Source organism: Henriciella mobilis, from assembly GCF_003576315.1.
In the GTDB taxonomy this organism is placed as follows: Bacteria; Pseudomonadota; Alphaproteobacteria; order Caulobacterales; family Hyphomonadaceae; genus Henriciella; species Henriciella mobilis.
In genome coordinates this window covers 294,449-313,513 of the sequence record NZ_QWFZ01000003.1, presented here as the reverse complement: position 1 = coordinate 313,513, position 19,065 = coordinate 294,449, and the positions used below count along the sequence as shown (strand labels likewise).

Annotated in this window: 21 protein-coding genes and 1 tRNA gene; 11 read left to right on the top strand and 11 right to left on the bottom strand. The window is 63.4% G+C overall.

Annotated elements, in window-relative coordinates; all coding sequences use genetic code 11:
* Nucleotides 1-22: 22 nt before the first annotated feature.
* Nucleotides 23-1,807, bottom strand: coding sequence for a hypothetical protein (locus tag D1227_RS01575; protein WP_119403541.1), 1,785 nt, complete (start codon nucleotides 1,805-1,807; stop codon nucleotides 23-25).
* Between the two features lie 89 nt (nucleotides 1,808-1,896).
* Here D1227_RS01575 and D1227_RS01570 point away from each other — a divergent pair, with 89 nt between their 5' ends.
* Nucleotides 1,897-2,877 (top strand): glycosyltransferase, encoded by a 981-nt coding sequence (locus D1227_RS01570; protein ID WP_119403540.1) that lies wholly within the window; start codon nucleotides 1,897-1,899, stop codon nucleotides 2,875-2,877.
* 14 nt (nucleotides 2,878-2,891) lie between these two features.
* Nucleotides 2,892-3,263, top strand: coding sequence for a GtrA family protein (locus D1227_RS01565; protein ID WP_119403539.1), 372 nt, complete (start codon nucleotides 2,892-2,894; stop codon nucleotides 3,261-3,263).
* 54 nt (nucleotides 3,264-3,317) lie between these two features.
* Here the strand turns inward: D1227_RS01565 and D1227_RS01560 are convergent, their stop codons facing one another.
* The 4 genes from D1227_RS01560 to D1227_RS01545 form a co-directional block, all read right to left on the bottom strand.
* Entirely contained in the window at nucleotides 3,318-3,626 is a 309-nt protein-coding gene (locus tag D1227_RS01560) for a hypothetical protein (RefSeq protein WP_119403538.1), read from the bottom strand.
* A gap of 25 nt (nucleotides 3,627-3,651) precedes the next feature.
* Nucleotides 3,652-4,512, bottom strand: a complete 861-nt coding sequence (locus D1227_RS01555) for a hypothetical protein (protein ID WP_119403537.1) — start codon at nucleotides 4,510-4,512, stop codon at nucleotides 3,652-3,654.
* Between the two features lie 69 nt (nucleotides 4,513-4,581).
* On the bottom strand, nucleotides 4,582-5,289 hold the full coding sequence (locus D1227_RS01550) for a HupE/UreJ family protein (RefSeq protein ID WP_158586537.1): 708 nt from the start codon (nucleotides 5,287-5,289) through the stop codon (nucleotides 4,582-4,584).
* Nucleotides 5,264-6,064 carry a ZIP family metal transporter gene (locus tag D1227_RS01545; RefSeq protein WP_233349498.1) on the bottom strand — a complete coding sequence of 267 codons (801 nt, stop codon included), beginning with the start codon at nucleotides 6,062-6,064 and terminating at the stop codon, nucleotides 5,264-5,266. Before D1227_RS01545 ends, D1227_RS01550 begins: the two co-directional genes overlap by 26 nt.
* Nucleotides 6,065-6,243: 179 nt before the next feature.
* On the opposite strand from D1227_RS01545, the gene D1227_RS01540 reads away from it, so the two are divergent.
* From D1227_RS01540 to D1227_RS01525, 4 genes are all read left to right on the top strand, one after another.
* Nucleotides 6,244-6,870 carry a ZrgA family zinc uptake protein gene (locus D1227_RS01540; protein ID WP_119403534.1) on the top strand — a complete coding sequence of 209 codons (627 nt, stop codon included), beginning with the start codon at nucleotides 6,244-6,246 and terminating at the stop codon, nucleotides 6,868-6,870.
* 4 nt (nucleotides 6,871-6,874) lie between these two features.
* On the top strand, nucleotides 6,875-7,573 hold the full coding sequence (locus D1227_RS01535; RefSeq protein WP_119403533.1) for an ABC transporter ATP-binding protein: 699 nt from the start codon (nucleotides 6,875-6,877) through the stop codon (nucleotides 7,571-7,573).
* Nucleotides 7,570-8,841, top strand: a complete 1,272-nt coding sequence (locus tag D1227_RS01530; RefSeq protein ID WP_233349499.1) for an ABC transporter permease — start codon at nucleotides 7,570-7,572, stop codon at nucleotides 8,839-8,841. The genes D1227_RS01535 and D1227_RS01530 overlap by 4 nt, the downstream gene beginning before the upstream one ends.
* Before the next feature lie 63 nt (nucleotides 8,842-8,904).
* A complete protein-coding gene (locus tag D1227_RS01525) occupies nucleotides 8,905-9,663 on the top strand; it encodes a DUF3299 domain-containing protein (RefSeq protein ID WP_119404000.1) in 759 nt (252 codons plus the stop codon).
* A 147-nt stretch (nucleotides 9,664-9,810) separates the two neighbouring features.
* Here D1227_RS01525 and mscL read toward each other — a convergent pair whose 3' ends face one another.
* The 4 genes from mscL to cmk all read right to left on the bottom strand — a co-directional run bounded on the left by mscL (nucleotide 9,811) and on the right by cmk (nucleotide 13,390).
* Nucleotides 9,811-10,227, bottom strand: a complete 417-nt coding sequence (gene mscL, locus D1227_RS01520; RefSeq protein ID WP_119375440.1) for a large conductance mechanosensitive channel protein MscL — start codon at nucleotides 10,225-10,227, stop codon at nucleotides 9,811-9,813.
* A gap of 98 nt (nucleotides 10,228-10,325) precedes the next feature.
* Nucleotides 10,326-10,625 (bottom strand): integration host factor subunit beta, encoded by a 300-nt coding sequence (gene ihfB / locus D1227_RS01515; protein WP_119375439.1) that lies wholly within the window; start codon nucleotides 10,623-10,625, stop codon nucleotides 10,326-10,328.
* 104 nt (nucleotides 10,626-10,729) lie between these two features.
* Nucleotides 10,730-12,622: a 30S ribosomal protein S1 gene (rpsA, locus tag D1227_RS01505; RefSeq protein WP_233349501.1), complete on the bottom strand. Its 1,893-nt coding sequence runs from the start codon at nucleotides 12,620-12,622 to the stop codon at nucleotides 10,730-10,732.
* 135 nt (nucleotides 12,623-12,757) lie between these two features.
* A complete protein-coding gene (gene cmk, locus D1227_RS01500) occupies nucleotides 12,758-13,390 on the bottom strand; it encodes a (d)CMP kinase (RefSeq protein WP_119375438.1) in 633 nt (210 codons plus the stop codon).
* A 109-nt stretch (nucleotides 13,391-13,499) separates the two neighbouring features.
* Between cmk and D1227_RS01495 the strand changes: the two genes are divergently transcribed.
* Nucleotides 13,500-14,567, top strand: coding sequence for a PLP-dependent cysteine synthase family protein (locus D1227_RS01495; RefSeq protein ID WP_119403532.1), 1,068 nt, complete (start codon nucleotides 13,500-13,502; stop codon nucleotides 14,565-14,567).
* 3 nt (nucleotides 14,568-14,570) lie between these two features.
* Here D1227_RS01495 and D1227_RS01490 read toward each other — a convergent pair whose 3' ends face one another.
* On the bottom strand, nucleotides 14,571-15,065 hold the full coding sequence (locus tag D1227_RS01490) for a macro domain-containing protein (RefSeq protein WP_119403531.1): 495 nt from the start codon (nucleotides 15,063-15,065) through the stop codon (nucleotides 14,571-14,573).
* 72 nt (nucleotides 15,066-15,137) lie between these two features.
* Between D1227_RS01490 and D1227_RS01485 the strand changes: the two genes are divergently transcribed.
* Nucleotides 15,138-15,830: an NAD(P)-dependent oxidoreductase gene (locus D1227_RS01485; protein ID WP_119403999.1), complete on the top strand. Its 693-nt coding sequence runs from the start codon at nucleotides 15,138-15,140 to the stop codon at nucleotides 15,828-15,830.
* A 9-nt stretch (nucleotides 15,831-15,839) separates the two neighbouring features.
* On the opposite strand, the gene aroA is transcribed toward D1227_RS01485, so the two are convergent.
* Entirely contained in the window at nucleotides 15,840-17,168 is a 1,329-nt protein-coding gene (aroA, locus tag D1227_RS01480) for a 3-phosphoshikimate 1-carboxyvinyltransferase (protein ID WP_233352882.1), read from the bottom strand.
* Nucleotides 17,169-17,267: 99 nt separating this feature from the next.
* Between aroA and D1227_RS01475 the strand changes: the two genes are divergently transcribed.
* From D1227_RS01475 to D1227_RS01465, 3 genes are all read left to right on the top strand, one after another.
* The gene (locus D1227_RS01475) at nucleotides 17,268-17,879 is read left to right on the top strand and encodes a TIGR02300 family protein (RefSeq protein WP_119403530.1); all 612 of its coding nucleotides are present in this window, start codon (nucleotides 17,268-17,270) and stop codon (nucleotides 17,877-17,879) included.
* Between the two features lie 55 nt (nucleotides 17,880-17,934).
* Nucleotides 17,935-18,010, top strand: a tRNA-Ala gene (locus D1227_RS01470).
* Between the two features lie 281 nt (nucleotides 18,011-18,291).
* Complete coding sequence (locus tag D1227_RS01465; protein WP_119403529.1) at nucleotides 18,292-18,963, top strand: FAD-binding oxidoreductase; 672 nt, start codon at nucleotides 18,292-18,294, stop codon at nucleotides 18,961-18,963.
* Nucleotides 18,964-19,065: the final 102 nt, after the last annotated feature.

Here is a 19,065-nt window from a genome sequence, read left to right as displayed (position 1 = left end):
TTGCCGCAAAGCGCCGTGGCCGTCAATTGCGGTCGAACGCGACGGTGTAGACGATCGGGCCTTCCTCGCCCTCCGGCGGGCGGTACAGAGGGACAAGCCAGTTCGGCAGTCGGCCTGCAAGCAGGTCTGCGGCAAAGCCTTCAGGCGCCGCCGCGGCATAGCCCTGCAATTCGCCAAGGCGCGGGCAGAACAGCAAATGTGTTGCCCCGGTCGTGGCAATCTTTGCCCGGGCCTCCTCCGTCGGGCCCCTGAACACGTCGAGGGTCAGCTCGATGGCGTCAGCGTTGCGGTGATAGGGCGCGGCGGTGGCATAGTTGCGAGTGTAGTAGATGAGCGGCGCGCCGAGATCGATGGGCGTGAAGACGATAATGCGCGGGGCGGCGGCGATCTGCCGATAGGCCTTGCCGGTCCGGCAATCGGCCGCAGCCAGGCGCTCGCCAGTCGAGCCCTGGGGCAACAGATGACGCACCATGGTCCATCCCGAGGGTGAGACAACCAGCGCCCCGGCCAGCAGCATCAGCGCTGGACCTGCGCCGCGCTTCTCGCGCCAGTTCGAGAACAGGTAGCCGAACAAGTAGCCGCTGGCGATTGCGGCAATGGCATGCGTGAGCGAGGCCGCCCGCAATTGCCACATCATGACAAGCGTCATGACACCCAGCAGCACCAGAAGGGCGGCGTGCGAGAGACGCTTCGACGGTGCGCTGAGCCTGTATCCGATGATGGCGGCGGCCAGCCCGGCAAAGGTGACGCCGTAGAAGAAGACGGCGAGGGCAGTGTCCTCGATGAAGACAGTGGAGAAGGGGCGAGCTTCAGTGACGACGTTCAACCAGCCTTCGCGCACGCTGCCAGGCAGGGCCGCATAAGGGCTGCCGATACAGGCCGGGTTGATCGCGATGAAGCTGACAAGCGTCACGCCGCCAGCCATGGCCACCGCGAGCAGGCGTGCCCGCCAGTCCGGCGTGTTCGGCATCACGGTCGCTATGGCGGCAAGCCCGGCGCCGCCGACGAGCAGTGAGACGAAGTGCGACTGGCCATAAGCGTCGCAGACGCCGCGCTGCCCGCCTGCGCCCGGTGCATCGACGACATAGGCCAGCAGTGCCGCGATGATCAGCGTCGCCCCGAATGAACGCAGCCGGCTGGCTTCCGCCTCGCCCCGGATCAGCCAGGCTGTCGAGAAACCGGCAATAATCAGCCCTGCGGCCGGCAAGTTCTCGATCGCGACCGTTATCATCGCCGCCACGCAGATCGCCGCGATGGCTGCCGAGCGGGCCGACCTGTGCGGTGACAGAAGACAGGCAAACGCCGTCAGGATCAGGGCGACGCCAAGGCCGTGATGGTCGATCCGCCCAGGCAGGAAATTGGCAATCGCCGCCGATGTGCAGAAAAAGAAGATACCGGCCAGCTGCCCGCTCAGCGGTGTGTTCAGGCGGCGAAGACAGGCTGTCAGCGCCGTCAGCACCCAGCAGAGTTGCATCAGCGGCCAGATCGTGACCGCCAGCCCCTCGGCCATTTCGCGCCCGGTCAGCGGCTGGGCGAGCAGGACGATAGCGGCGAGGAACAGGTCGGGCAGGCGCGACCAGTGCATCGCTCCGCCTTCCTGGGTCATGAGGCGCGACTGGTCGACATCGCTCCAGCTCTGGCCTGCGATGAGGTCGCGAACCTGCTGCATGCGCATCATGTCGTCACTGCCGCGAAGATCCCCGCCAAGGGCGGGTCCGGCCTGCGAAAGGCCATAGGCGAGCGCAACCAGGATAAACACCACAATAGGCCAGACCGGTGTCTGACGGGTCGGATCGGCAGGTGTCATGGGCGCGCTTCTTGTTCGTGTCATCTTCGTAACGAGGTGTTCACCAGGCCTTGTTATGCAACGAATGTGGTTACGGAAAGGCTGACTGGATGAGTGGCGTGACAGCAAGTACGCGCGCACCGTCGCCGCAGGTCGACACCGCCACCCCCCGCGTGGCGGTCACGCTGCCCTGTTACAATGAGGCGGCGACGATCGCGTCTGTCATCGAAGCTTTCCGGAAAGCCCTCCCCGAAGCCGAGATCTACGTCTTCGACAACAACTCCACCGATGGCACGGCCGATATCGCCCGCCGGGCAGGCGCGCGTGTGCGAACCGAAACCCGGCAGGGCAAGGGCTATGTCGTGCAGCGCATCTTCGCGGATGTCGAAGCCGACATCTATGTCATGGCCGACGGTGACGGGACCTATGACGCGTCCATGGCGCCAACGCTGATCGAACTGATGAAGCGCAACCATGTCGACATGGTCGTGGGTACGCGGGCCAATGTGACCCGCGATGCCGGACGCGGCGGGCACGCCTTTGGCAACCGCGTCTTCAACATCCTGTTCAACACGATGTTCGGGCGCCAGTTCACCGACATCTTCTCCGGCTACCGCGTCTTCTCGCGCCGGTTCGCCAAGTCCTTCCCGGCCGTTTCCAGCGGCTTCGAGATCGAGACGGAAATGTCGGTCCATGCCTGCCAGATCGGCGTGCCGACACTTGAGCGTCCGACGCCCTATGGTGTCCGGCACGAGGATTCGGCCTCGAAGCTGCGGACGTTCCGGGATGGCCTGCGTATTCTCGGCCTGTTCATGACGCTGGCGAAGGAAACCCGCCCGGCCGCCTTCTTCGGTGCCATCGGCATCGTGCTGGCGCTGCTGGCGCTCGGCCTTTCGGTGCCGCTCTTCATCACCTATTTCGAAACCGGCCTCGTCCCGCGCGTGCCGACGGCCATTCTGGCGACCGGCCTGATCATCATCGGGACGGTGACCGCCGTTTGCGGCCTTGTCCTCGACAGCCTTGCGCGGGCGCGCGTCGAGGCCAAGCGCTCGGTTTTCCTCAGCTACCCGCCCGGAGACTGGCAGGCGTGAGACCGCCCGTCCCGATGAGCAGGTTTCTCCGTTTCGCACTGATCGGGGGGCTCGGCTTCATCGTCGATGCCGGCATGCTGACCCTGTTGATACACTTGGGGGCGAGCCCGTTTACGGCCCGGGCCGTTTCGATTGCCCTGGCCATGTTCGTCACCTGGCGGCTCAACCGCGCGATCACCTTTGGCCAGAGCACTGGCAGCCAGCTGCAAGAAGCCGGGCGCTACGCTCTCGTCGCGCTGGGCGTGGCAGCGCTGAATTACGGGCTCTTTGCCGCCATCCTGTTTCTCGTTCCGGCCTGTCCGCCCATTCTCGCCACGGCGATCTCGACAGGCTGCTGTATGCTGGTGTCGTTCGCCGGCTATGGCCGCTTTGCGTTCAGGCCGTAGAGCAAGTTCGGGGCAGACGGAATCGCTTGCGAACGGATACTTGCGCAAAAAACTTCAGAGACCTCTCGTCTGAAGGACGAGGAAGGCGATCCCGTAGACCTGCAGCGCGAGCAGGGCGAGCCCGATAATCAGCGCGATCGCGAACCGGCCCCAATGCTGACCCTGGCTGAGCGCGCAGAGGCATGCGCCAATCCCGCCCATGGTTGTCGACAGGGTCAGAGGATCCAGCCGGCCGAGACCGATTATGGAATCGAGCAGGTAGATCAGGAGCGGCGCGCAGAGCAGCACCGCACCAATATAAAGAAGCAGATCGCGCACCATCGTCATCACCATACCGACGCGTGGCAGCGGGAAAAGCTCCATCTATTCAGTCTGGCTGAATGTGAAGCTATTGCAGCGGAATGCTGCGGGCTCTGCTGACCTTGGGCAGGATGCGCCCATCGAACAGGCAGGCCTCGACTTCTCCGGGCGCCGGGACATCGGGATCGGCCATATAGGCGATAAGGCTCTCCCGCGCCGCTGCATTCATGTCTCCATCGCCAATCGGCTCGTTGGTGCGGGCCAGAACTTTTCGTGCCCGGCACCGGTAGAGCCGGACATGGCGCAGCGCCTTGGCCTCTTCACCCGCGCGAAGGCGGAACAAGGCGTTCAGCTGGCGCTCGGACGTCACGGACAGCGCCGCCGGCCAGGCCGCCGCTTCCGGCCGCGCGATCCAGAGATGCGAGACCTGCGTTTCGGGATCGGTCTGGCGGAAGCGCACGCTGATCAGCTCGCCAGCGAGGGTTTCCTCGATTTCGATGTCGGCCAGCGCCTGCCGCTCCAGCCGGGCGATCCAGTGTTCCAGCGCCTCATCGCGAAGGGCCCGGGCGCGGTCCGCCTCGCCCTTTGCAAAGCGCACGGCGGCATGCATCAGCAGGGTTTCGCTGTCTGTGACATAGCCGGCCCGGTCGAAATGGGCGGCGGCGGCTTCAATGTCGCCAACCCATGCGGCGGCGATGCCTGCAACCTGGTGGGCGCCTGGCGCTTCGGGGCGGTCCGGGCAGCGGCTGAGGAAGGCTTCCGTGACGGTCTGGCGGTAAAGCGGGGTGGCTTCTTCCTGCGGGTCGTCCAGCGCGGCATGCCAGGCTGCGACATCAGACAGTGTGCACGAGCCGCCCGGCTCGGCGGCGGCATAGCGCTGGGCGCCGGAATAAGCGCAAATCATCGAGACGAGCAGCGCGCCGAGATAGCGAAGCAGGCGTTTGCGCATGTTTCATTCCCGCTGGTTACCTTTTGATAACCAGGCAGGTTGCAAGCGCGGTGCCGGATCGGGCCGGGCTCAGCCGGTAAAGGCGCGGATCGTCCAGATAGCGGCGGTCACGAGGATCGCCAGTGAGACCGGAACGACGATCATCGGCCGGTAGAGATCCATGCGGGAGGCCTGTTTCAGCACACCCCGGAAATAGAGCGAGGCGGCAAAGGCCAGGCCGAGGACGGCGGCGTGGGCGACTTCCAGGCCGAGATTGAAGCCGACCAGCGTCATGACGCCGGAATCGCCGCTGACCGGGATCGCGTGATAGGTCTGGGCGAAGCTCATCCCGTGGATAAGGCCGTAAACGAAGACGAGGCCGGTCTTGAACTTCGTCTTGCGCCCAAAGAGGAGGTTTTCGGCGGCGACCAGCGCGACGGTCAGCGGAACCAGCCAGGCGATCGTATCGGCTGGCACCTTGAGCGCGCCGAGGCCAACCAGCCAGAGGGTGAGCGAGTGGCCTGGGACCCAGGCGATAAATTGCACGATCAGCGCATCGGTGCGCGGGCTGGCCAGGAAGATGGCGATCAGGAAGAGGATCTGTTCATTGCCGCCCGGCAGCACCACCCGGATACCCGCCGGCAGGAAACCGCCAAAACCATTCGCGCCAGCAGTCGTGGCGGCGGCAGCGTCAGGCGCGGCGAAGATTGCCGCGGCAGCGATCAGGAAAAGAGCGACAGCCTGGCGGGCTGGATGGATGGCCCGGCAAGGCTCAGAGGCGATGTGTCTCATCATCATGCATCCCCTGTCCCGGAAGAAACGAACCCGGCGCAAGATCGTCATCATGGCCGGAATGGTCATGTGTGCGAATGGGTGCCATCACGAGCAGGATTGCTGCTGTCGCACCCGCTGCCACAGCGCCGAGGCCACGCACGGGGGTCATTTCCTTCAGCGGGGACATGAGCGGTCCCGTCGCCACGAAGATGAGCAGCCCGGCCGAAACCGCGAACAGCGACCCGATCGCTTCTGTGTCGAGCCCGTACATGAACGGGCCGGCCACGATGACGCCAAGCGGCGTCGTTGCGGCAGCAGCAAGGAAGGCGAACCAGAACGCAGTGACATTCCGCACACCGTATCGGCGCAGGATTGCGAAAGCGATAACGCCTTCGGGAAATTCATGCAGGGTCAGGCCCACCGCGGCATAGACGCCGGAGGTGAAGCTCGCGGCGAAGGTGACGGCATAGATCACCCCGTCGATGAAGGAATGGACGGCGATGGCGAGGATGGGCGTCACCGCTTCGTGCCGGCCGACTTTTCCCGTTGCTTGCGGGAAGAAGATCTTCACCAGATTGTTCAGGACGAGGCCCGCAAAGAAGCCGACCGCTAGCCAGACCGGCGCCATGCGGGACAGCGAAAAGGCTTCGGGGATAATGTGCAGGAAGGCCAGCGTCGTCAGCATGCCGGCCGCGGCAAGGCCGAATAGGGCGGCATTTCGCTCGCTCCAGGGCGCACGCTGCGCCACGAAGATCAGCCCGACCGTCGTGCAGAATGCGGCGATGATTCCGAAGAACAACGGAGCCTGCAACGAATCCCACATTTACCGGTTTGCCTTGCGAAGGTTGCGCTGCCAGATAAAGAGCAGCCAGAGGGGACGCGGACGCGTTGTCCCGCTGCGAACGTTATAGTATAGCAGTTTTCGAATTGCGAACGCTTTTTCCGTGACGGCTGAGTGAAGTTCAGAAAGGCCCAAGAATGCGTGCGACCCGAGCTGTTCCCGCCCTCATCTGTGCGATGCTTCTGGCGGTCGCCTGTGACGGCCCCCCCGATCCGGCGAACAAGGATATGGCAGCGCCGGGCGGAACGGTTGAGCCGGGCCGGGCGCCTGCGCCTGAGCCCCAGATGGCCGAAGCACTGGCAGAGCATGACCATGAAGAGACAGGCGGCCGGCTGGAAGCGCATGAACATGGCCGGGCGACGCTCGCCGCTGCGGTCGATGGCAACGAGCTGACCTTCTCCTTCGAGGCCCCGCTCGCGTCGCTGGTCGGCTTTGAGCATGCGCCCGAAACAGACGCGCAGACCGAGGCGCTCAACACGCTGAAAGATGTGTTCGTCGTGCCGGGCAGCATGGTCGCGGTAAATCCATCCGCTGGCTGCCTGCCGCTGATGACAACATCGGGCACGCACTTTGGCGGCGGTCACGGCGCGCTGGAGGTCGAACATGTTTACACATGCGAATCTGCGGATCGTATCGACTCCATCGAATTCCTCCTGATGGACCGCTATCCGCAGCTGGAGAGCATCGATGCCATCTTCCTGTCTGGCACGCGCCAGTCAGCGGGTGAGCTACGCCCCGGCAGCCCGGCCCTGAAGGTTCGCTAACCTCGTGACAGATACGCCTGCCATCAAGATTCGTGATCTCGGTTTTGCCTGGCCGCAGAGCCCGCCGCTGCTCGACATTGCCGGCTTTGACCTCGCGCGCGGCGAGAAGCTGTTTCTCCGGGGGCCGAGCGGGTCGGGGAAATCGACACTTCTAGGCCTGGTTGCCGGCGTTCTGGAGCCGCAATCGGGCACCATAGAGGTGCTTGGTGAGAATATGACCGGGCTGGCGGGTTCGAAGCGTGACCGGTTGCGGGCTGACCGGATGGGCGTGATCTTCCAGATGTTCAATCTCGTGCCTTACCTGTCGGTGGTGCAGAATGTGATGTTGCCGTGCCGCTTCTCGGCCGCGCGCCGGAAGGCCGCCGGTGACGACCTTGCTGGCGAGGCGCGGCGCCTGCTGGCCCGGCTTGGCCTCAGCGACGAGAAGCTGCTGGCCCGGCCCGTCACGGACCTGTCTGTCGGCCAGCAGCAACGCGTCGCCGTGGCGCGCGCGCTGATCGGCGGGCCGCAGCTGCTGATTGCTGATGAGCCGACGTCGGCGCTCGATGCCGATGCTCGCGACCGCTTCATCGAATTGCTGACTGAGGAAGCCTCGGGCTCCGGCGCAGCGCTGCTTTTCGTCAGCCATGATGGCAGTCTTGCGAGCCATTTCGACCGCAGTGTCGACCTCGCCGAAATCAACCGGGCGAGGGCTACGGCATGATGGGAACGTCTATCCTCGGCCTTGCCTGGCGTAGCCTGATGAACCGGCGCGGCTCCGCGCTGCTGACCATCCTCGCCGTGGCGCTTTCAGTCGCACTCTTCCTCGGCGTCGACAAGGCGCGCAATGGCGCCCGCGCGGGCTTCGACAACACGATTTCCGGCACGGACCTCATCGTCGGTGCGCCGACGGGCCAGATCAATTTGCTGCTCTATTCGGTGTTCCGGCTCGGCAATGCGACGGCAGAAGTCAGCTGGGACACATACCAGCAGGTTGCGGCGCGGGGTGACATTGCCTGGACCATTCCTGTCTCGCTGGGCGACAGCCATCGCGGGTTTCGCGTCATGGGGACCGACCAGTCCTATTTCGAACACTACAAATACGGCGACGGCCAGCCGTTGAGGCTGTCTGAAGGTGAGCGCTTCGGTGACATCTACCAGGCGGTGATCGGCGCCGGTGTCGCGCGCGAGCTGGGCTACGAGATTGGCGGCGAGATCGTGCTGACCCACGGCCTTGGCGCTGGCGGGCTGACCGATCACGACAACCGGCCCTTCATCGTCGCCGGCATCCTCGCGCCGACCGGCACGCCGGTCGACCAGACCATCCATATCCCGCTCGAGGGCATGACGGCGATCCATGTCGGCTGGGAGAGCGGCACGAAGAACCCGATGGCCGACACGATCACCGAGGAAATGATCCGCAGCTTCGACCTGACACCGCGCTCGATCACCGCCATCTTTGTCGGGCTGGAGCGGCGCGGGACGATTCTATCGACACAGCGGGCCATCAACACACGTCCCGGTGAACCCCTGCTGGCCATCATTCCGGGTGTCGCGCTCGGTGAGCTCTGGCAGGTGACCGGCGTCGTCGAACGCGCGCTGATCGCCGTGTCCGTCTTCGTCATCGCAGTGGGGCTGGTGTCTGTCCTGACGAGCATCCTGACCAGCCTGAATGAGCGGCGCCGGGAGATGTCGATCTTGCGGGCGACGGGCGCGCGGCCGGGCCATATCTTCTTTCTGATGGTGGCCGAAGCCGGCCTGCTCGGTTTCATCGGCGCTGTGCTGGGCGTCGCCCTGGTGCAGCTTGGCCTGGTCCTGCTCGGCCCCGTCCTCAGCCAGACCTATGGCGTGCAGTTGCAGGGCCTCGGCGTCTCGTTCACCGATCTCTGGACGGTGCTGGCCGTGACCGGCGCGGCGCTTGTCATCGGCATGATTCCCGCCATCACCGCCTTGCGCCGTTCGCTTGCCGACGGGCTTACCGTGAAGCTTTAGGTCGCAGCCACCCAGTGCTTTCCCCTATGGATGATCGAAATCATTGTTCCTAGATTGATGTACATGAAACAGATCCTGCTCGCCGCTTCCGCCCTTGTCCTGGTCTCCGGCCTGACGGCCTGCAGCGAGGCAAGTGAACCACCGGCCAGCGCGCCGCAATCCGATGCGGCTGGCGATGCAACCGGTTCCCCGGATGTCCAGCTGGCGCGGGCGGAAACCGCCGATAGCGGGCCGGAGATCGGCGAACGCGTGCCCGAGCCGGATGAGCGCAAATCCTCCGGCAGCTCGATTGCGTCGGCATCGGCTGCGGAAAAAGCCCGTGCCGATGCGGTGGCCGCCCGCGGCGTGACCGAGATCGGCTGGGAAGAACTGATGCCCGAAGGCGAGGAAGAGCGCATCGCCGAAATGTATCAGGCGCAAATGGCTCGGCTCTATGGCGGGCCGGGCGGCGGTGTCGCGGAAGGCTCGGCGGCTGACCAGGCGATCCAGATCGGCACATTCAACCGGGTCGAGGAAATTCTTGGCCAGCCCGCGGACGGGATGAAGATTCGCCTGCCTGGCTACACGGTGCCCTTCGAGTACGGCAAGGATGCACAGATCAGCGAATTCCTGCTCGTGCCGTATTACGGGGCCTGCCTGCACGCCCCGCCGCCACCGCCGAATCAGACCGTGTTCGTCAAAACCGACAAGCCGATCAAGCTGAAGGACCTCTCCCAGGCGGTCTGGATCGAGGGCACCTTGCGCACTGAAACGCAGAAATCCGACCTCGCCGACGCGGCCTATACGATCGAGATGACGGGCTGGGAAATCTACGAATACTAGGCCGGACCGGCGCGCGGGCCGATCGCCCCCGCGTGTAAAGGCCATTACAGCGCCGCGAAATTGAGAAGGGCGCCACCAATAAGGCGACGCCCTTCAAAACGCTACAAACTCTACTGCGAGCGTTTGTGTCGGAAACTGGTTAAGAGTTTACGACTGCTTGGCCAGCAGATTGCGAATTTCTTCCAGAAGCACTTCCTGGCGCGGCGGCGCTGGCGGTTCCGCCGGGGCTGCCTCTTCCTTGGCCTTCATCCGGTTCATGCCCTTGATGATCAGGAACATGACGAAGGCCACGATGATGAAGGAAATACAGGCCGCGATGAAATTGCCGAGTTCGACAATGGCAGCTTCCTTGATGACCTCGCCATCGGCGCCGACCTCGGCCGGAGAGATGGTGAAGGCGATGGATGACAGGTCGATCCCGCCCATGATTGGCGCCAGAATTGGCAGGAAGACCCCCTGGATAAACGCGGTGACGACGGTCGCGAAGGCGCCGCCCATCACGAAGCCGACAGCCATGTCGACCAGGTTCCCCTTCATGGCGAACTCTTTGAATTCCTTGAGCATTCGTCCCTCCTGACTGGGTTTGCCCGATTTAAGATCGGCAAACTTTCGGCGCGTTCTGCCGCAGCGTCAATATGGAAGGGATCTGGACCCGCCGGGGCCTAGCGCGCTTCGGGGTCGGTTCCGCCGTTCACACGCGCCCTCAAATCCTTGCCCGGCCTGAAGAAAGGCACCGACTTGGCTTCGACATGGACCTTTTCGCCGGTACGGGGATTGCGCCCGATCCTCGGCTTTCGTTCGCGCACGGAGAACGCGCCGAAGCCGCGAAGTTCGACCCGGTTACCCTCGGCAAGCGCCTGGGCAATCTCCTCAAGAATGATCGAAACGATCTTCTCGAGATCATCTTGCTTGAGGTGGCTATATTCCTCGGCAAGCTTGGCTATGAGTTCTGACCTGAGCATGACTTTGAATGTAAACGAAATTTGGGGCGGAAACCAGTGGCTCCGCCCCAAACATTACCTTGTTTTTTTGTCATAAAGCGGATTTAGCACCCGCCCAGACGGTTTTACTCGCCGTCTTCGTCCGATTTCGCCTTCGACTTTGCGGTCGATTTCTTGGCTTTGGACGCCTTCTTGGCAGTAGCCTTTTTCGGCTTCTCCTCAGCGTCGGCCTCGTCGGCTTCAGCCTTGGCTTCGTCAGCCTCGTCGGCCTCCTCGGCTTTCTTGGCTGCAGCCTTCTTGGCCTTCGGAGCGTCGTCTTCCTCGTCCGGCGTATCGCCCTTGGTGGCGAGGGCCGCACCCAGAATGTCGCCAAGCGAAGCACCGCTGTCTGCGGAGCCATACTGCTTCACGGCTTCCTGCTCTTCGGAGATCTCCAGCGCCTTGATCGAGACCGACACGCGGCGGGCCGCCTTGTCGATCTGGGTGACCTTGGCGTCGACCTTGTCACCGACAGAGAAGCGCTCGGGGCGCTGCTCGGAGCGGTCACGCGACAGGTCGGAGCGGCGGATAAAGGCCGTCATGGCCGGTTCGCCGAACTGGACCTCGATACCGCCCGAGGTGACCTCGGTGACGGTGCAGGTGACCGTGTCGTTGCGGCGGACTTCCATGTCGGACATCGGATCGCCGGCCAGTTGCTTGATGCCGAGCGAAATACGCTCTTTCTCGACATCCACATCCAGCACCTTCGCACGGACGACGTCGCCCTTGTTGAAGTTGGCAATCGCCTGCTCGCCCGGCACATCCCACGAAATGTCGTTGATGTGGACCATGCCGTCGAGTTCCGGGCCGAGACCGATGAACAGGCCGAATTCCGTGATGCCACGAACTTCGCCTTCGACTTCGGTACCTGCCGGATGCTCTGCCATGAAGGCCGACCACGGATTGTCCTGGGTCTGCTTCAGGCCGAGGGAGATGCGGCGCTTCTCGGCGTCGACATCGAGCACTTCGACCATGACTTCCTGCGAGGTGGAGACGATCTTGCCCGGATGGACGTTCTTTTTCGTCCAGCTCATTTCGGAAACGTGGATCAGGCCTTCGACGCCGTCTTCCAGTTCCACGAACGCACCGTAATCGGTGATGTTGGTGACAGTACCCGGCAGGCGCGTGCCGACCATGTACTTGCTCTCGACGCCTTCCCACGGATCGGCTTCGAGCTGCTTCATGCCGAGCGAGATGCGCTGGGTGTCCTGGTTGATCTTGATGATCTGGACTTTCACCGTGTCGCCGACATTCACGACCTGGCTCGGATGGTTGATCCGCTTCCAGCTCATGTCGGTGACGTGCAGCAGGCCGTCGATGCCGCCAAGATCCACGAACGCACCGTAATCGGTGATGTTCTTCACGACGCCCTCGCGGACATCGCCTTCGGTCATGGCTTCGACGATTTCGGCGCGCTGTTCGGCGCGGCTCTCTTCAAGGATCGCACGGCGCGAGACAACGATGTTGCCGCGTGCGCGGTCGAGCTTGAGGATCTGGAACGGCTGGACTTCGCCCATCAGCGGGGACACGTCGCGCACCGGACGGATGTCGACTTGCGAGCCCGGAAGGAAGGCATTGACGCCGCCGAGGTCGACCGTGAAGCCGCCTTTGACGCGGCCGGAGATCGCGCCCTTGACCGGCTCGTCCTTGTTGTAGCTGTCCTCGAGCTTGATCCAGCTCTCTTCACGGCGAGCCTTGTCGCGCGAGAGAACGGCTTCGCCCATCAGGTTCTCGATGCGGTCGAGGAAGACCTCGACGATGTCGCCGACCTTGGGCTTTTCTTCCTCGAGGAGGAATTCTTTCATTGGCACCCGGCCTTCGACCTTCAGGCCGACGTCCAGGATCAGCTGGTCACCGTTGATCGCGACGACAGTGGCAGGGACCACGCGGCCTTCCTGCAGGGTCGTTGCACCGGTGGACTCTTCGAACATCGCGGCAAAGTCGTCGGTGCTCGGATTCATGGTTTCAGTTGCAGACATTTTTTCTCCAAAGGGTCTGATCAACGCGGTTCACGGCGCCGAGCGGGATTGCTGGCGCGTACACGCTGTCAGTCTTTATTCTGGAAGGGCGGAGGCCAGGCTTTTGGATTTGGAGCCAGTTTGCTCCAGAGCCTGCTACTCCTGACGGGCCATGACCGCATCCACGGCCGCCCGCGCCTTTTCCACAGCCGCGTCTATAGTCAGATGAGTGGTATCGATCAAGACCGCGTCTGCGGCCATTTTCATCGGCGCATCTTTGCGCGAACGGTCGCGCTCGTCGCGCTCGCGCAACTGGCGGATCAGATCGTCGAGAGAGATGGTTGCGCCGGAGGCTGTCAGCTCGGCATGACGGCGCCGGGCGCGGGCATCGAGGTCGGCATCGACCCAGAGCTTCACATCGGCGTCGGGGCAAACCACCGTGCCGATATCCCGGCCATCGAGTACCGCGCCGGTCGGCTGGTGCGCGAAGTCGCGCTGCAGCTGCAGGAGGGCTGTTCGCACTTCCGGTATCACGGCGACCTTTGAAGCCGCCACACCGGCCTCTGCCGTGCGCAATTCAGCTTCCTCGTAAAGGCCCGGATCGAGCCGGGCGGCGAGGGCGGCGATGGCGTCGGCATCGTCGAGCGCGACGCCCGCCCGCATCGCGGCGACACCGGTCGCGCGGTATAGACGGCCGGTATCCATATGCGGCAGGCCATAGTGGGCCGCGAGTCGCGTGGCGATCGTCCCCTTGCCTGAGGCCAGTGTTCCGTCGATGGCGATAATCATGGCGCGGACAGATGCGTCATGGCGCGGCGAGCGTCAACCGGACTTGCCAAGCCATGATGCAGCCTGTCATCAAGCGCGGACCTTGGATGCAATCAGGAGGCTGTCCGGGATGCAGGATCTTTGCGGCGAGCGGCAGTGGGTCTGCGAGGCCATGCAGCGCATCAATGCCGACTTCAACCGCTCGGCCGATACGCATCTTATCCGGGTCGACCTGCCCGGCTTTGATGACCAGGCCCTCTACCTGAAAGACGAGTCGATCCATCCATCCGGCAGCCTGAAGCACCGGCTGGCCCGCTCGCTTTACCTTTATGGCCTGTGCAACGGAATGATCGGACCGGACACGGTCGTGGTCGAAAGCTCCTCAGGCTCGACGGCCGTGTCGGAAGCCTATTTCGCCCGGCTGCTCGGCCTGCGCTTCATCGCCGTCCTGCCGGAGGGCACGGCGCAGAAGAAAATCGACCAGATCCGTTTCTACGGCGCCGAGACCCGCGCCGTCCCGGCCCCGGACATCTATGCCGAGGCCGAGCGCATCGCCTCAGAGCTTGGCGGGCATTACATGGACCAGTTCACTTTCGCCGAGCGGGCGACGGACTGGCGCGGCAACAACAATATTGCCGAGAGCCTGTTCGCGCAGCTCTCGCTTGAAGAACACGCCATCCCGGACTGGGTCGTGATGAGTGCGGGCACGGGCGGGACGTCGGCCACCATCGGCCGCTTCATCCGCTATCGCGGAGACCTGTCGTCGAAAACGCAGCTTTGCGTCGCCGATCCGGAAAACTCCGTCTTCTACGATCACTATGTCACGCGCGACCCCGATCTCAGGATCAAGGGGCGCTCGCGTATCGAGGGGATTGGCCGCCCCCGTGTCGAGGCCTCCTTCCAGCCACGCGTCATCGACCGGATGATGCAGGTGCCGGATGCCGCCTCGCTTGCCACGATCCACTGGCTGGAAGGCATGCTGGGGCGCAAGTGCGGCGGGTCGACCGGGACGAATGTCTGGGCGGCGCTGCACCTGATGGCGGAAATGCGGGAGGCCGGACGGGCCGGCAGCGTCGCGACACTGATCTGCGATGGCGGCGAGCGCTATCTCGACACCTATTACAATCCTGGCTGGCTGGAGGCGCAGGGCCTCGACCTCGCGCCCCACCTGGAAACCATCGCCCGCCTGACGGCCTGAGGGTCAGGCTTCGAGCGCTGCGGCGAGTGCGTTTGCATTCGCCGCGTCGAAGGCGGTGAGGGTGATCGAAACCGGGTGGCGCTCGGCCATGGCGCGGCACGCGCGCACGGCAATGCCTGCGGCCTCGTTCACCGGAAACCCATAGGCCCCGGTCGAGATGGCGGGGAAGGCGATGGACCTCAGCTCCCGTGCCACGAGTTCGTCGAGGCAATGGCGGTAACACGCCGCCAGAAGCTCGGCCTCCCCCTCCTGCCCGCCGCGCCATATGGGGCCGACCGTATGAAAGATGAGGCGGCCTTCGATCCTGAAGCCATCGGTCACGCGAACCTCGCCGGTCGGGCAGGGTGCGAGTGGTTTGCACGCCTCTTTCAGCTCCGGACCGGCCGCGCGGTGGATCGCCCCGTCGACCCCGCCGCCCCCCATCAGCGAGGAATTGGCCGCGTTGACGATCACATCGCAGGTAATGTCGAGAATGTTGCCGTGGTGAAGAGAGATCATGACTGCAGTCTCTGGCATCGCTGAAGAGTTTATCCCATCATGGCTGGCGGCATGAAGGGAAGGGGGCGGATGATGAAAGTCTGCATCATCGGCATATCAGGCAAGCTTGGCCAGTACATGGCCCGTCACGCGCTCGCGCGGGGATACGAAGTCGTCGGGGTCTGCCGGGAACAGAGCGTGGAAAAGCTCGACGCGCTGAAGGATGAGATCACCGTATTCCCGGGGGCAACGGATGACCGCGATGTCATCCGCCAGGCGGTCAAGGACTGCGACGGCGTTCTGACGGTTCTCGTGCCATGGGGCGTTACGGGCTATGCGACCAAGACGGCCCAGGCGGTACTCGATCTTGCCCCCGAGGATGCCCGTCTGATCTTCTCCTGCGGCTGGCACATCACGCGGGACGGCAAGGACAAGTATAGCTGGCAGCTGAAAGCCCTCTTGGCCGTATTCGGCTTCATTGGCCGGCTGTTTCGTTTGGTCGACATCGACGACCAGGTCGAAGCCTGCCGGCGGGTCTTCGAAAGCGACCGGCAATGGACAGTCGTGCGTGGCAGCAACCTTGAAGAAGGCGAAAGCGAGGGCCTGCCCGTCTGGGCCGAACATGTCGGCGATCCGGTGCTGGAGAGCAATCGGACCCGCCGCGTGGATTTTGCGCTGTTCATGGTCGATGCGCTGACCAATGATGCGCTCATCCAGAAGGCGCCGGCGATTGTGAGCTGTGCCTCGGAGTCAGCTCGCGCTCATGCTGGGGCAGCCAGCGCCTGATCACCCGGTTCAACCCTCCCGGATGTCCGCGCCGAGCTCGGCCATATGGGCCATGAAGTCGGGATAGGACGTCGCGATCATGCCCGGATCATCGATGGAGACCGGCTTTTGCGCGGCCGTACCCATGACCAGCGCGCTCATCGCGATGCGGTGGTCATGATGGGTCTCGACAAGGCCGCCGCCCGGCGGCGGGCCGCCGCAGCCCTGCACGACAAAGCCGTCGGCGCGTTCTTCCACCTCGACACCGTTTACCCTCAGCATGGCGACCGTCGCAGCGATCCGGTCGCTTTCCTTCACGCGCAACTCCTCTGCGCCAGAGACGACGGTTTCACCCTCGGCAAAGGCGGCGATGACTGACAGGATCGGGAATTCGTCAATCATTGAAGCAACCAGGGTTTCCGGAATGGACCGGCCCCTGAGGCTGGCTGTGGCGGCCTGCAGGTCCACCAGCCGTTCACCGGCTGCATCGCCCATTTCCTCGGCGCCGAGCCCCGCGCCCATCATGGCGGCGGCCTGGAAGAAGCCGTCGCGCGTCTCGTTCGACATCACGCCCTCGACGACGACCCCGCCCGATGGCGAGATCAGCGCCCCGGCAATCAGGAAGGCGGCCGAGGAGGGGTCTCCTGGAATGGATGTATCGACCGGCTGGAGCGTCTGGCCGCCCTCGATGCTCACACACTGGCGAACGCCGCCAGCGGGCCGCGTCGATATCTTCACGCCGAAGCCGCGCAGCATTTTCTCTGTATGGTCGCGCGTCGGACGGGATTCGGTGACGCTTGTCGTGCCACGGGCATTGAGGCCTGCCAGCAGGACGCAGGACTTGACCTGCGCGGAGGCCTGTTCCGGCTCGAAGTCGATGGGCGTCAGCGCGTCGGACCCGTGCAGCGTGATCGGCAGCATGCCGCGTCCGTCATGCTCGAAGCGTGCGCCCATCTGCTCCAGCGGCTTGATCACGCGGTTCATTGGCCGCTTCGAGAGGCTGGCATCGCCCACGAGACGCGCTGTGATCGGATAGCCGGCCATCAGCCCCATCATCAGGCGCGAGCCGGTGCCCGAATTACCGAAATCGATATCCTGAGCCGGCGAGCTGAGGCCCGCCTTGCCAACACCCTTGACCGTCCATTTTCCCGGGCCGGTCTGCTCGACGCTGGCGCCGAGCGCGGCCATGGCTTTTGCTGTGTTTATGACGTCTTCGCCTTCCAGCAGGCCGGATATCTCGGAGGTGCCATCCGCGAGGCCCGCAAACATCAGGGCACGGTGCGAGCAGGACTTGTCGCCCGGCGCCCGGATGGCGCCCTGAAACCGGGGAACGGGGTATGAAGTCCAGGCCAAACGCATCTCCTCTGCACAAGCACGCGAAAAGCGCTTTGACAGGGGCGCGCCTTTCTGGCAAGCGCCCCCCCATCATTTCATCCCAGGTGCGGAGACCAAAGACCGATGGCCGATCCAGATCTTGGTATCAAACAGATTTGCCCCAGCTGCGAAGCGAAGTTCTACGACCTGAACAAGCGCCCGGCCGTTTGCCCGAAGTGCAAGACCGAATTCGATCCCGACGATGACGAGGTCCGCACGACCAGCGCCAAGCTGAAAGCGAAGCGCGCCAAGAGCGCTGTGCCGAAGGATGAGGACGAGGACGATCTCGAAGAGGAAGAGAACAAGCGCCGCAAGAAGAAGGCCGTCAGCGATGACGACGATGACGGCGATGATGATGACGACGACATCGAGGAAGATGAAGACGAGGATGACGACGAGGACGAAGCGTCCCGCGAACTCGGCTCGGATGCCGATGAAGTAGTCCTGGAAGGCGGCGACGAGGAAGAAGACGATGAGGCTGCGCCCGGCAAGGTGCCAAGCGGCTTCAACGAGGACGGCATCGACGATGACGATGATGACGACGACATCGACCTCGACGAGGACGAAGATGATTTCGACCTCGAAGACGACGATATCGACCTCGGCGACGAAGACGATCTGACCCTCGACGACGACGATGATGACGACGACGAGGATGATGATGCGTCCGGTGAGGACGAAGACGAAAAGTCCTGATAAATGGACTTGATCAGGAGCGCGTGAGACTATAACTCACGCGCTCCAGAGAAATGGGGCCTTAGCTCAGCTGGGAGAGCGCCTGCATGGCATGCAGGAGGTCAGCGGTTCGATCCCGCTAGGCTCCACCATTCGCTGCCGATTGAGCGTCAGCTCAAAAAATCAGTCCGGGGGACTGATTTTAGGCTGGCGAATGCGGCGGCAGCCGCCTTTTTTGTATTATCCCCGCTACGCTTCGCTCCGCGATGGATCGCGCTCAGGGCTGCGCGTCAGCGGCAGCCATTGTGGCTGGTCCAAGGGTGGCGCAGCGGCCTCTCTATACCAGCCATAGAAAATTTCAGACGAGCGGCACGGGAACGCCGCCATCTCCAGACACGTTTCTCCGGCAAGCTGATAAAAAACGGAGAAAAATATGCATACGCTGACGCTACAGGCTGTCGAAGCCGTCACCCATGACGTCAACCGGTATGTCTTCGACAAGCCGGCAGACCTCACCTACACGCCCGGCCAGGCCATTGATCTCGCCCTTGACCGCGAAGGCTGGCGCGATGACGGGCATCCCTTCACGCCGACCAGCCTGCCGCAGGAAGGCAATCTCGAATTCACCATCAAGACCTATCCGGAGCATGACGGCATGACCAAGCGTCTCGCCACGCTGAAACCCGGCGACACGGTCCTGGCCGATGAGCCCTGGGGCGCCATCCAGGACGAAGGCAAGGGCTGGTTCATCGCAGGCGGTGCCGGCGTGACGCCCTTCATCGCGATCCTTCGCGAGCGGCTGGAGAAGAATGGCACGCTGGATGGCTGCGAGTTGATCTTCTCCAACAAGACCGAAGACGACATCATCCATCGCAAGATGTTCGAGGACATGCCGGGTCTCACCACCTATTTCACGGTCAGCCACCAGTCCGATACGGACCTGCCCAAAGGCATGATCGACAAGGAGCTGCTGGCTCGCCGGATCGAGCCTGGACAAGGCAAATGCTATGTTTGCGGACCGGATGCGATGCTGGATGACATCTCGGCGGCGCTTCTGGAAATCGGCGTGCCTGAAGACGATATCATCACCGAGGAATTCGACTGATCCGGCTTTTTTAGCTGAATCTGAATGGCCATTCAGCGTCAGCTAAAAAAGTGAGCAAATGCCCACATCTTGCCGCCTTTCCGGCTTGAACCGGGCATTATG